Source organism: Nostoc sp. MS1 (assembly GCF_019976755.1).
Classification (GTDB): Bacteria; Cyanobacteriota; Cyanobacteriia; order Cyanobacteriales; family Nostocaceae; genus Trichormus.
Genome location: NZ_AP023441.1, coordinates 5,922,119 through 5,935,446, shown reverse-complemented (window position 1 = coordinate 5,935,446; position 13,328 = coordinate 5,922,119). Strand labels below are relative to the sequence as shown.

Genomic DNA, 13,328 nt, shown 5'->3' with positions numbered 1-13,328 from the left:
AAAAAATGGGTGTCGATAATCACCAGCGAGTGGCTATCATAGATGTATTATATGCACCCTAATAACCAGGAGAGTTACGCAAGTGGCTCTCCTTATTTCTTATCCCAAAACTGGAAGTGTAGTCCTTATTCATTTGGACGTGCTTGCTGTGCTACTTGCTGGACTTGTGCAACATCCAAATCTAAAGCTTGTGCTATCTGTTGGACAGATAAACCCAATTCCAACATTTTAGGCATAGCTTCAAATTTAGCTTCTTGTCTGCCTTCTTGAACGCCTTCTTCCTTAGCTTCTTGATAAAATCGCGTTTTCTTTAAAGCACTCAACTCAAACATCACCTCTACCTCCTGTGGATTTATATTATTCATTTGGACTTGCTTGCTGTGCTACTTGGTGGACTTGTGCAACATTCAAATCTAAAGCTTGTGCTATCTGTTCGACGGATAAACCCAGTGCCAACAGTTTAGGTACAGCTTTTAATTTTGCCTCAACGCTACCTTCTTGTTTAGCCTCTTGGTAAACTCGCGTTTGCTTCAACTCACTTAAGCCAAACATTGCTTCTATCTCCTCTCGACTTACATTAGGTAATTTATAAATTAGAATTGTCTCTATCAATTCTAGTAATTGTTTTTGTGGGAATTGCAAATCTCCTGCTTGCTTAGTGCGGTTGATTAATTCCCTAGCCTTATCTATGGCTGTATCTTCATCTGCAATTACTAATTTGATGGTAGCAATACCTATAGGGAGTGATGTAGTATCGCCTAATTCATCCAGGTAAATTCGTGTTAGACGTTGACTAGTAAAAAATTCATGGCAATCTTTTGTATCTCCTGTATCAATACTTCTATTAGGATAAAGAACTACACCTCGCCAAGTGTATTTAGGTTTATTTTGCCGCAGATACAAAAGTGTTTCTGAAACTAGGCGTAAGTAAATGTCTGAGTCTGGTTGAAATTGGACTTCAACAAAATAAATTGGGTTTTCTTCGTCTTGAGTAGGTAGAAATACACCATCAATTCTAAAAGCTGTTTGTTTCACTTCAACTGAAGAAAATTGATAGGTATTTGCTGTTTCGGGTGGTTTACCAATTAGTTCAAAGAATATACTGGGGAACTCTTGAAATAGGCGGTAAAATATGCTGTCTGTTTTCACGCAGAAATTTTGTGGCTTTGTAAGGCTATTATTATTTAGTATATGTGCATACAGAAAAGAAAGCTAAAATAAAATGAAGAATTTGGTTTTTTAGGTGTCAAAATCATAAAATAGTTATAGTGATTGGAGATACAGAAATTTAATTTATAGTCCTGTCTACTTGATAATCCAGGGAGTTGAGTACAGCTTAATATATTGCAATGTATATGGCTCAAATCGTATCAATATCTAACATATTAAGTTAGTTGTAGCGAGTACAAAAATTCTGAACCCCTGAGTGAAAAATACTAGAACCTCGTCCCTACAATACTAGTACCTATACCCCAAGAGAGATTTTAAATTTAACTGGGTTACGGTTTGTAGTGCTTGAGTACAAACTTAATTAATCCAATAAATCCAATCGGCATTTAATGTACTGTCTGCTGTGGAGCAATCTGATATAAGCAGAAAAAGCACAAGGCTCTTTTAACCAGATAGTACCGATGCAACAGTCCTTAGATGATATCGAGAATCCCCCGGATTCGACACATATATCCCTGCTGAAAAATCTACTCTCTGGCGTTTTTTTGGAGCCATTATTGAGTGATTTTTTGATTATTTTTGAACGCGACCCGGCTGCACGTAATTGGTTGGAAGTTATCTTCTGTTACCCAGGTCTTCACGCTATTTGTTTACACCGTTTCGCCCATTGGTTACACCGTCGGGGTGTGGCTTTCTTCCCGCGCCTGATTTCGCACTTGGCGAGGTTCCTCACCGGAATTGAAATTCATCCGGGTGCGGTGATTGGTAAAGGTGTGTTTATCGACCACGGGATGGGCGTTGTCATCGGTGAAACGGCGATTGTGGGAGATTATGCCCTAATTTATCAGGGTGTGACTCTGGGCGGTACTGGGAAGGAAAGCGGGAAGCGTCATCCTACGGTGGGTAGTCATGTGGTAGTGGGTTCGGGTGCGAAGGTTTTGGGAAATATCACAATTGGCGATCGCGTGCGTATTGGCGCTGGTTCAGTTGTCTTGCGTGATGTTCCCCACGATTGCACTGTTGTCGGCGTTCCTGGACGCATTATTACCCACAAAGCCAAAACCAATCTTTCTCCTCTGGAACACGGAAAGTTACCTGACCTAGAAGCAGATGTAATTCGTTCTTTGCTGTCACGCATTGAACAACTTGAACAAAAACTGCAAAAAACGCTGATAGATCAATCAAAGGAACAAGAACTGTTGACGAAAGATAAGTAATTATGTTACCACCTTGGAGTTCTCAAGTGTTGCAGATACCGTTGTGCGATCGCTGGCAGATTTATCACCGATTGCAAGAGTTAATGATCCCCTGTTCCTGTCATGCAGATGGTTCATTAAGGGTGCAAGTAAATAGTTGGCTGACTGCAATTTTAGTCCGCAGTACGGTAATGCAATTTCTAGGTTCCCGTCAAGAATTAATAGACTGGCTAGAGCGTTGCTGGTATTGCAACCATCACTAGCAAAAGTCAAAGATTTTCTTCATCTATTCTAAATATTTAATCAATAGAGTCTCAGGACTAAATTGTGATGCAATCATGATTTTCCTGAATATACATCAAATTATTGTCCTGAAACTCTTGATTATTGAAAGTAGGTTTATCAAAAACTTGCTGCTTTATTACTTCTAAATTTATCTAAATGTGCAATTACAATATATGATGACAAACACTAGAAACAAAAATATAGAATTACTAGCTTTTTTACATAAAAAACTTGAGTTATCTGATAAAGACATGGCTGTGGCCCTGAAACACCAGGAGTTCGACAACGGGCCTTTACCGATGCTCCTCTGGCAATACGGCTTAGTAGACTTGGAGCAACTAGAACAAATTTTAGATTGGTTATATAACGAGAGCTAGTTGATAATTTTTTATAAATAAGTAATTTAAACAGCATTTAATTTTGGCAAAAAATAGTATTTATTTATAACTAGATAAATTTATATAATTCCTGAATTGACGCTTAATAGATTAGATATTTGCTTCAGTTGTTAATATTGACATCGAAAATATATTAATTGTAAAAATTCGCGTATTTTTTACAAAATTATTCTTAAAAGATACATGATTTTGGTTCGATGTCATACAGATATATTGTTATTGTTTAGCTAATATTTAGAAATGATGAAGATGAATTATTAAACACGAGAGTATATAGCATTTACCATTCTTATTTCAAGAGTGGCGACGGGCGTTTATTATTACCAGGAATTACAGAATCATTAACTCTCGACCAAAAAAGAATATTAAGAAAATTTCTAAGAGGGACGTTTGAGATGAATAAAGTTCTAATTAATGACACTACATTACGTGATGGTGAGCAAGCCGCAGGTGTTGCTTTTACCTTGGAAGAGAAAGTTGCGATCGCTAAATTTCTCGATACCATCGGTGTACCTGAATTAGAAATTGGCATTCCAGCGATGGGTGAGGAAGAAATGCGTGCCATATGTGCAATTTCTAACTTGGGTTTAAACGCCAACCTCCTGGCTTGGAACCGCGCCGTTATGTCAGATATCAAAGCTTCCATCGCTTGTGGAATGAAGCGCGTGCATATCGCCATCCCCGTTTCCGGTATTCAAATCGCCGCGAAATTCCACGGACAATGGCGAGTAAGTCTGCAAAGACTCAAAGATTGTATCAGCTTTGCCGTTGATCAAGGTCTTTGGGTAGCAGTAGGGGGAGAAGATTCCTCCAGAGCTGATGAAAACTTCTTATTGGATGTCGCATTATACGCTCAAGAATGGGGTGCATCCCGGTTTCGTTTCTGCGACACAGTAGGAGTTCTTGATCCTTTCACCACCTACGGAAAAGTAAAGCTACTCGTCTCAGCTTTAAGCATTCCTGTAGAAGTTCACACACACAACGATTTTGGCATGGCCACAGCTAACGCCTTAGCAGGGATTAAAGCTGGTGCTGCTTCTGTCAATACTACCGTGATTGGTTTGGGTGAGCGAGCTGGTAACGCCGCCTTAGAAGAAGTTGTGATGGCTATCAAACGCATCTATGGCGTAGATATGGGTATTGACACACCCCGTTTGTTGGAACTATCGCAACTAGTAGCCACTGCTTCTGGTGCTAATGTACCACCTTGGAAGGCGATCGTTGGTGAAAATACCTTTGCTCACGAATCAGGTATTCATGCACATGGTGTACTGCAAAATCCTGATACCTATGAACCATTTGCACCTGAAGAAGTTGGTTGGGAACGCCGTTTAGTGCTAGGTAAACATTCAGGAAGACATTTAGTTTCTAACTTATTAGAACAGCACGGAATTTTCTTGAACCCAGAAGAAACCCAAGCTGTTTTAGATGCAGTACGCCAACAGTCAGTTAAGAAAAAACGCAGTTTGACTATAGAAGAACTGTTGAACTTGGTAAAAGAACAGAGGTATTCTCATGCAGCGCGATGAATACGAATTAGATTCAGAACCCGCTTATGAAATAGGAGAAAAAGTCAGACTCCGCAAACAAATTAAGAACGATGGCACATTTCCCGGCAGAGAAATCGGGGAGATTTTAGCCAAAAAAGGAGATATAGGTTACGTAGCTAGTATAGGTACATTTTTACAAAGTTCCTATATTTATGCCGTGCATTTTTTGGATAAGGGAATCATTGTCGGTTGTAAAGCAAAAGAAATAGAATCTGCTGAGGAAAACCATGAAAGTGATGTTACGAGTGAATGATGCCGGTAACTTAACAGTCTACGTTCCTAAAAAAGATTTAGAAGAACTAGTAGTTAAACAAACAGATGGTGCTGAAGGAAAGGTTCTGACTTTAGCTAATGGTTGGGAATTAGAGTTTAAGGAAATACCAGATGTAGCTAATTTGCCCAAAACTTTGGAAGCAAAAAGACTGGAGTAGTCATTTCTTCTCTGTGCCTCCGTGTCTTTGTGGTTAAGAATTTTCAACCACAGAGCCACGGAGACACAGAGTATTTTACTGTCAACCTTATATGAAGAAGTAAAATGGGTGATAAATTTTTGACGTTATCAGAGTTTAATCTTGAGGGAAATTTTCTCGGTTTTGTTGGCAAGAAACCCAGAAAGGTTAAATATTTAAGTTTGGCAGTTCCCTCTGGAGATGTGTTAGTTAAACTACCAAAAAAATTACGCGGTTCTCTGGCTTCTTCTTTAGAAATAGGTGAAGCAATCAATATTTATGGTGTCTGTAAGTTAAACAAACATACAGGTACAATTAAACTCAAAGCTTATCAAGTCATAGCCAGCGATACAATTAACCAAATACCATTAGCACCACCAGCTAAAATTATGGTGTGTCAAAAAGCTGGTTGTGTGAAACGTGGTGGTAAAGGTTTATTATCAGAATTAGAAAAAACTTTGTGCGATCGCGGTTTACGTGACAAAGTAGAAATAGAACACACCGACTGTCAAAAACGCTGTAGCAGCGCCCCTAACTGTGTTCTCATGCTGGGTAAAAAGAAATACAAGAAAGTTCATCCAGAGGCGATCGCATCTCTGTTAGAAAGTTATTTAACGGCTGAACATCCCTGTAGTCAATAGTTCATAGTCAACAGTTAACACTGGAAATAACTGATAACTTTCAACTGACTACAACCCAACTAATTCTCTGGATTCATAATCTGTGAGTTGTTGGGCAATTTTCAATCTGGCTTCTAGTTTAGCCACGCTAAACTGGTTACGCAGATATTCTAAGTGTGCGATCGCATTTGCTTTTTCTGCCGTTAATTGGATGAGTGTGTCCATCGCCTTTTGATATTCTTGGTTCACCAAAAGGACTTCAAAACGACGCGCCCGGCGTTGGGCATCATTTTTCAAGTCCATCTCAAAGGCGGCGACACGATCTGCATTACCTTCAAAGCGGTTAATTTGTTGCTGTACAGCCATTAACTGCGAGTCTACTTCGTTCACTCTTTGGGCAGCTTGAGCGATCGCTGATGGATAATGATTTAATTGCATCATCAAAACAATCTTCCTCTCAATTCGATGACAAGAACTAGCGGATACAAGCATTACTTCCTATGCTTCGTCCCGCTCATAAATTACTGTTGCGAGTAGTCAAATTAGTTACTTGGTTTTAGCCTTCGTTATATATCTATTATAGTGAAAATTTACTGACATTGCACAAGAAAAGGGATATAATACAAGCGATTTTTCCCTCTACCTTCCACTTCCTCTTCTCATTTTTGGTGGTGGGTATTTCCCGTAATTAGCTGGAAAGATTATTACTATGCTCTCTGTGTCTCGATGGTGGAAAATTAACCACAGAGACACAGAGTTAATCTCGTTTACTGGACTATGCTGCTTCTCTGATTGGCGTTGATACAGATACTTCTGGAAATTGTAGTGAAAGTTGTTCACTTTGAGGTACAGCCGCCTGTTCTAAGACTTGGATTTCGATATTCACACTAATCAGATAACTGCCTGTATCAGCGCCAACTGCTTCAGCTACTAATTTGGCAATATCTGGACGCTTTGCAGTTAGTGGATCACGTAGAATGCAACGATCCCATTCGTGCTTGGCAGTTGGATTTAAGTTGAGAATGTAATGTTTAAGCATAATTGCGCGGCACAGGGCTTTCTCGACGCTACATCTACATTATAGTACACATGTACTAAAAAGGCAAATTGCAGAGTTAACTTCTCTTTGACAGTTGACAGTTGACAGTTGTCAGGAGGCATAAGTGAATTATTCTCTCCCACTCTACGAGAAGCAAGCTACATCTCCCCCCACTCCCTCATCCTGACAGGTATAGGTATTTTACAAACTTGGCTGAAATGGGGTTTTTCCGTTAGTTAAAAACTCCAATTTTAATCTTTGATTTTTTACATAAGAACAAAATTTCGTTATTTGAACCACGTTTAAGTAGCTAGGTGCAATTAAATATAAAACTCTCAAGAGCATATCCATTCTTAATGGAGATGGCATCTGATACTACCTGTTTTTTGAACTGACTCTATCTTATATTTAATTGCAACCACCTACTTACTCATAAACGGAGTTTCAACACTCACTGGCGAGTCTCAAATACTCGCTGACGAGTCTCAAATACTCGCTGACGAGTCTCAAACACTCATCGGTGAGTTTCAAATACTCGCTGGCCAGTCTTAAACACTCATCGGTGAGTCTCAAATACTCGCTGGCGAGTCTCAAATACTCATCGGTGAGTCTCAAACACTCGCTGGTGAGTCTCAAATACTCATCGGTGAGTCTCAAATACTCGCTGGCGAGTCTCAAACACTCATGAACGAAATTTCAAAACTCATTAATGAAATTCAGACACTCATTTTTCTAGAATTTAACAGCATCGGTAAAAATTGATGCTGTTTCTTTTCCTGCTTGACAGGACTCAAGATACTTCTGCGCGACTTGATCCCACGGGTTTTGCTGCAAGCAATCGAGAAAATACTCGGCGGCGGCGGCAAATTCTTGTTGTTCATAATAGGCTAAGGCTGAGGCAAATAACTCTAAGGTAGCTGCTTTGCCTGCACCAATTTCAGGGGAGTCGGCGGCGAACACTTCATGAACAGTTACAGCATTTGTCTTACCTTTCACCTTCACCTGACCTACTACACGAATACCATAGCGATCGCGCTGTTTTAAGCGCTGAAAAGTTTGGTCGGTAATTAACAATGGAGCGTTGAATGTTTTGGTCAATCCTTCAATGCGCGATGCAAGATTAACTGCATCACTAATCACTGTACTATCCATGCGATTCAACCCACCGACTGTCCCCAAAATGAGCGAACCAGTATTAATACCAATGCCAATTTCAATTGGTAAGTAACCCTCGGCTTGGCGTTCTGCATTGTAAGTTGTTAAGGTTTGCAACATGGCAATTCCCGCCTGTACTGCATCATCGGCATCACCAGCAAACAATGCCATGATGGCATCACCAATATATTTGTCGATAAAGCCATTGTGTTGGAGTATGATCGGCTCCATGCGGCTGAGATAATCGTTGATAAATTGGAAATTTTCGGCGGGAGTCATGCTTTCTGAAAGGGTGGTGAAGGCGCGAATATCGGTAAATAAAACCGACATTTCCCGTTGCACCTGATCGCCTAATTCCACATCTACAATGCTTTGCTTATTCAGGAATTGGAGAAATTGACGCGGAACGAAGCGTTCATAAGCTTTGTTCAGGCTGCTCAGGTTTTGGTTGAGTGCGGCTAAATCGGTATACAACCGAGCATTTTCAATAGAAATCGCGGCTTGTGCGGAAAGCAGATTGAGTAATTCCAAGCGATCAGGGGTAAATGCTCCTGTTGTCAAGTTATTTTCTAAATAGACAATCCCAGCCAACTTACCTTGGTTAATTAAGGGAGTGCAGAGAATTGAGCGCGGTTGGTATTGGCGAATGTAAGGGTCTTTAATAAATTCCCCAATCTCTAGAACTTCGTAGACGGCATCGTTGAGGACTACATTAGTTTTAGTCCGAATCACATAGTTAACGATCGCCGTCGAAAGAGTTTGGTTATCTTCAATACTGAGTGATTCTAAAACCTGAATCCGATTTTCACCAACAATTCCTTGAGCTTCAATGAGAAATTTGCCTTTACTTTCCAATAACAAAAACCCCCGTTGCGCTCCGGCATTTTCCATTAAAATCCGCATTAAATTAGCTAAAAGTCTATCTAGGCGAATATCTTCAGAAAGAGTTTGCGAAGCTTTGATAACTGTTAGCAAATCCAATGATTCTGAGCTACTGCTACTAGTACGAGTGGTTTGATTAGAAGTAGTAGTTGTTAAAGATTTACTAGCTTTTTCTGGGGCGTGTGTAAACATTTGCGGATACTTGGCTTCTAAATCTTTTACCTTAGCTGTCGCTCCCCACTGTAAATAAAGATAGCGGGCTTCCTGCATATAAACTTGGGCAATCTTAAATTTGTTTTCAGCCAAGTAAAATTGTGCAGATAAGTAAAATTTAGCAGTCAATTCGTTGGCAAGAGCCGCTTCATTAATATACTGGTGTGATTGGGCTAAGGCAATGGCTTGGTCATAAGCTGCGATCGCTTCACTAGATTCTCCATGTACCCGATGCCATTCTGCTTTAACTAAAGCTAATTTATGGGTATAGTTATCTGGAGAAAACTTTGCCCATACTTGCAATTTTTTCTGGTTTGCTGCCACTTGCTGGAGTAATTTTTGACGTTCGGTGGCACTAGCAACTGGGACTAAAGCGAGTCGTGCTAACGAGTCATAAAAGTAGAACCATCCCACAATATATAAAGCCACAACCGCATCTAAATAAGGAATTGCCAAATCAGCATTCTTAACGGCTGTGGCATATTCTTCAAACCAATAATTTAGTGTGATGTGATTAGTATAATCATAAAAAATAGCAGTACGGTAATTACTTTCGATATGCTGGGGTAACATAACTGTGGCATCATAAAATTCCCCCACCAACTCACCAGGATTAGCATTTTTTCCCTGTAAATTAGCAACTGCTTGGCGATAAAGTTGCACAAGAGTAACAATAGGTTGTTTCTTAAATTGCTGAATTGCCTCTACGTAAATAGCTAAACATTCATCTAATTCAGCTAGATTTTGACCACTAAAATAGGAGTGCATAGTGCATGTATTGGCACAAAATGCGGCGTACTCAGTATCGCCCGTATTACGCCCAACTTGAAATGCAGCGTGGAGTGAAGCAATAGTATTTTGCAGTGGTTCTTGCCAGTGGCGCACAAAGGAATTAACTACAAATAAAGTTCTTGCTTGTAGGTGTTGACCATGAAAACGGTCTAGTACTTGCAAAGCTAACTCACCAAATTTATATCCCCCAGCTAAATCTCCCACAACACCACAAAGAATCAAGCCATAGGTAGCGTAAGCAAAGGCTGATTCCGCCGCGTTGCCGTATTTAGCGGATATTTCCACCTGTTTAAAGACGGTCAAAGGAAACACATTCGGGGCTGCTAGGTAGGTAGCAGAGGCGATACTAGCCAAGATGCGAATTGCTGCTAATTTTGAGGGATGGGTAAGTTCTGGCAACTCAGCTAAGGTGGAGATTGGTTTACCTACCAAAGCGAGTTTAGTTTTTAACAATCCCAGCATAATTTGCGGTTTGCCTGGGTTGTAGGGTAAGGTAATACCCAGAAGTTTCAATACTTGCAGACCGAGTTGAGAAGCTGCCAACAATTGATCACGGGCGATCGCTGCTTGAATTTTGATCGCATAAACCTGTACCTGATCGATTGTCTTGCGGGTGTTTTGCAGTACTTCTTCTGTAAGTGCATCCATGCGCTCAAAGTTGCCACTCAAATATGCAGCTTCGGCGGCGGCTGTGTGCAGTGCCAAAGCTAGATCATACTGTTCCTGCCAACAGTTAGGGCTTAGGCAGTTAATCCCCATTGTCAGATAATCTAAGGCTGGCTGATATGCGGCTGAGGCTTTGGCTTTGTTGCCAGCCGTTAAGTTCAACTGAGCGAGTTCCTGTCGCTGTTGAGTATCTGTAATCAGAGCGATACCGAAATTCAGTTGGTTAACAATATCAAAAATCTTTTCCTCTTGCTTCTGGGGAGTAATGCTTTGTAGTAACAGTTGCCCCACCCGCAAGTGTAGTGCCTGTTTTTCGTCGCTGGGAATCAGTGAGTAAGCTGCTTGTTGGACGCGATCGTGCAGGAATTTGTAGAACACATCCAACTTTGTTAAGTTGGCGGCGACTTCTTGATCGGCAACTTGTAAGAGTTGGTAGTCATAACCTTGGGGGAAGATTAATCCTGTTTGCAAAGCTTCCCAAAGTTGGGCGGCGACATCTGGAAGGGATTTAGCACTAGCGATCGCCAAAGTATGCAAATCAAAGGAATTACCAATACAAGCTGCCAATTTTAAAGCTTCTTGGGTTAGTGCTGGCAACTTTTGAATTTTCCCAGCCATCAACTCGACTACATTATCGGTGATCGGAGTTGCCTGGATTTTTGCCAGTTGCCATTGCCATTGGCGTTGGCTGAAATTAAACTCTAGCAATCCTTCTGTATACAGCGACTTCAAAAACTCATTCATGAAGAAGGGATTGCCATGAGTTTTCTGCTCAAGTAGTTCTGCTAAAGTCGTAATTTGTGCTAAATCGCTATTGTTGAGGGTATCATTCAATAGTTGTTGAATTTGGGGCAATTCTAAGGGTGTTAAAATTAGTTCATGAATAGCTACCCCTGCTTGTTCTAAGGAGGCGATCGTTGCCCGTAGTGGATGGCTTTTATCTACTTCGTGATCACGATAAGCACCAATTAGCAATAGATATTGACTGTCTGCTTGACTAACTAACAACTCAATTAACTGCAAAGATGCACTATCTGCCCATTGCAAATCATCCAAGAACATTACTAAAGGATGTTCTTTTTGGGTAAATACCTTAATAAAGTTTTGCAAAACTAAATTAAACCGAGTTTGCGCTTCCTTTGGTGATAGTTTTACAACAGGCGGCTGAGTCCCAATAATCAGTTCCACCTCTGCAATCACATCGATAATTACTTGGCCATTGACACCAAGAGCATTTAATAATTTTTCCCGCCAAGTAGTAATTTCGGCTTCACTTGTAGTTAGCAGTTGGCGAATTAATGCTTGAAATGCTTGAATTAAGGAACTGTAAGGGATATTACGTTGCAATTGGTCAAACTTCCCAGAAATAAAATATCCCCGTTGCTGGGTAATTGGTTTATAAATTTCTTGCACTAAGGCTGATTTACCGATTCCAGAATAACCTGCGATCAGCATCACTTCGCTCTGTCCTTGACTAGCTCGGTCAAAAGCTGCCAGCAATTTTGCTACTTCTACTTCTCGTCCGTACAATTTTTGCGGAATTTGAAATCTACCAGAGTGATCTTGCTGCCCTAGTGCAAATAAGGGAACTTGCCCTGTAGTATTTAACATCTCCAGGCATTGCTGTAAATCTGCCCTTAACCCAAAAGCACTTTGATACCGTGCTTCGGCAGTTTTGGCCAGCAACTTCATCACAATTTCCGAAACTACTGGTGGAATTTGGGGATTGAGTTGGTGAGGCGAAATCGGTTGTTTGGCAATATGGCTGTGAACCATTTCTACAGGATCATCACTAATAAAAGGTAATTGGTGAGTTAACAGTTCGTAGAAAGTAACTCCCAAAGAGTAAAAGTCTGTGCGATAATCAAGAGAACGGTTCATCCTCCCTGTTTGTTCGGGAGAAATATAAGCCAAACTCCCTTCTAAAACATTTGCATTTCGCAAAGTGGGATTTTCCCGCGACAACCTAGTAGCAATTCCAAAGTCAATGATTTTTGTTTGTTGAGTCTGGGGATTAAGGAGAATATTGCTAGGATTAATGTCTTTATGAATAATTTGTTGCTGATGAATTTCTGCTAAAGCTGTAGTTATTTGTATAGCCAATTGTAAAAAGTTCTCTAGCGATAGAGGCGCTTGATTGAGTAACTCACGCAGGGAGTAGCCGCCAAAATCCTCTAAAACTAATACTAAGGTGTTTTGATATTTTTTCAAGTCGTAGGCTTGAATGATTCCCGGTACTTGAAAGCGGCACGTGAGTTCATATTCCAGTTTAAACCGGGCGATCGCTTCTGGAGGTGGGTATTCTTGCCTCAGAACTTTCAATACTACTGGTTGTTGATCTAACTCTCTATATCCTCGATAAATCTGAGAATTGGGGCTGGCGTGCAGTTCTGTCAGGACTTTATACCCTTCCAGTGTGATCATAAATTACTCAAGTGTTTGCTGTATTATTAGGGTCTATTCAGTATAAGTTGCTAACCTTGCAAGTGAACAGAGATTAACCGAATGCTACAGCACAATCTAGAAATCAGAAGCCAGAAGCATAATAGGCTTTAGATACTTTACGCTCCTGTGGAAAAGTTTTGTAGGATACGTACCCTATAAAATTCATACTGAGTTAAAAACTTCATGCAACTATACATCACATACAGATGTACGGACGCGAAAAATCAAGGGTTTGCACAGGCACATAAGCGATCAAGCATACTTAGGATTAACAAACAGTAAATTAATACTATATCACTGGCGTTAATACGGTATTCTGGTAAATTATTTTCGGGAATTGCCCTTACAGGTAATGATTACTAAATTAGAAAAAACTTACCTTTCATATGTTCTTAATATGCACAAGAGTATGTTGCTAAATGAATATTTCGTAAATTTTTGTAGCAAAGCGCTTTCTATTGCGGAATT

At 40.3% G+C, this 13,328-nt stretch carries 12 protein-coding genes; 7 read left to right on the top strand and 5 right to left on the bottom strand.

Annotated features, from left to right (window positions below):
• Window positions 1-125: 125 nt before the first annotated feature.
• Both NSMS1_RS25545 and NSMS1_RS25540 read right to left on the bottom strand, forming a co-directional pair.
• Complete coding sequence (locus tag NSMS1_RS25545) at window positions 126-365, bottom strand: hypothetical protein (protein WP_224087476.1); 240 nt, start codon at window positions 363-365, stop codon at window positions 126-128.
• Window positions 358-1,149 (bottom strand): Rpn family recombination-promoting nuclease/putative transposase, encoded by a 792-nt coding sequence (locus NSMS1_RS25540; protein WP_224087475.1) that lies wholly within the window; start codon window positions 1,147-1,149, stop codon window positions 358-360. The genes NSMS1_RS25545 and NSMS1_RS25540 overlap by 8 nt, the downstream gene beginning before the upstream one ends.
• A gap of 482 nt (window positions 1,150-1,631) precedes the next feature.
• Between NSMS1_RS25540 and cysE the strand changes: the two genes are divergently transcribed.
• The 7 genes from cysE (at window position 1,632) to NSMS1_RS25505 (ending at window position 5,689) form a co-directional block, all read left to right on the top strand.
• A complete protein-coding gene (gene cysE, locus NSMS1_RS25535; RefSeq protein ID WP_224087474.1) occupies window positions 1,632-2,387 on the top strand; it encodes a serine O-acetyltransferase in 756 nt (251 codons plus the stop codon).
• 2 nt (window positions 2,388-2,389) lie between these two features.
• Entirely contained in the window at window positions 2,390-2,629 is a 240-nt protein-coding gene (locus tag NSMS1_RS25530) for an Asr1405/Asl0597 family protein (protein WP_224087473.1), read from the top strand.
• A gap of 195 nt (window positions 2,630-2,824) precedes the next feature.
• A complete protein-coding gene (locus NSMS1_RS25525) occupies window positions 2,825-3,028 on the top strand; it encodes a DUF2949 domain-containing protein (protein WP_224087472.1) in 204 nt (67 codons plus the stop codon).
• 416 nt (window positions 3,029-3,444) lie between these two features.
• Window positions 3,445-4,578 (top strand): homocitrate synthase, encoded by a 1,134-nt coding sequence (gene nifV, locus NSMS1_RS25520; protein WP_224087471.1) that lies wholly within the window; start codon window positions 3,445-3,447, stop codon window positions 4,576-4,578.
• The gene (locus tag NSMS1_RS25515) at window positions 4,565-4,852 is read left to right on the top strand and encodes a nitrogen fixation protein NifZ (RefSeq protein ID WP_224087470.1); all 288 of its coding nucleotides are present in this window, start codon (window positions 4,565-4,567) and stop codon (window positions 4,850-4,852) included. Before nifV ends, NSMS1_RS25515 begins: the two co-directional genes overlap by 14 nt.
• Window positions 4,827-5,030, top strand: coding sequence for a putative nitrogen fixation protein NifT (gene nifT, locus NSMS1_RS25510; RefSeq protein WP_224087469.1), 204 nt, complete (start codon window positions 4,827-4,829; stop codon window positions 5,028-5,030). The genes NSMS1_RS25515 and nifT overlap by 26 nt, the downstream gene beginning before the upstream one ends.
• A 104-nt stretch (window positions 5,031-5,134) precedes the next feature.
• Window positions 5,135-5,689 carry a (2Fe-2S) ferredoxin domain-containing protein gene (locus NSMS1_RS25505; RefSeq protein ID WP_224087468.1) on the top strand — a complete coding sequence of 185 codons (555 nt, stop codon included), beginning with the start codon at window positions 5,135-5,137 and terminating at the stop codon, window positions 5,687-5,689.
• Window positions 5,690-5,737: 48 nt separating this feature from the next.
• On the opposite strand, the gene NSMS1_RS25500 is transcribed toward NSMS1_RS25505, so the two are convergent.
• The 3 genes from NSMS1_RS25500 to NSMS1_RS25490 all read right to left on the bottom strand — a co-directional run bounded on the left by NSMS1_RS25500 (window position 5,738) and on the right by NSMS1_RS25490 (window position 12,839).
• Entirely contained in the window at window positions 5,738-6,109 is a 372-nt protein-coding gene (locus NSMS1_RS25500) for a hypothetical protein (protein WP_224095352.1), read from the bottom strand.
• A gap of 334 nt (window positions 6,110-6,443) precedes the next feature.
• A complete protein-coding gene (locus NSMS1_RS25495) occupies window positions 6,444-6,707 on the bottom strand; it encodes a hypothetical protein (RefSeq protein ID WP_224087467.1) in 264 nt (87 codons plus the stop codon).
• A gap of 732 nt (window positions 6,708-7,439) precedes the next feature.
• Window positions 7,440-12,839 carry an AAA family ATPase gene (locus NSMS1_RS25490; RefSeq protein WP_224087466.1) on the bottom strand — a complete coding sequence of 1,800 codons (5,400 nt, stop codon included), beginning with the start codon at window positions 12,837-12,839 and terminating at the stop codon, window positions 7,440-7,442.
• Between the last annotated feature and the right edge of the window lie 489 nt (window positions 12,840-13,328).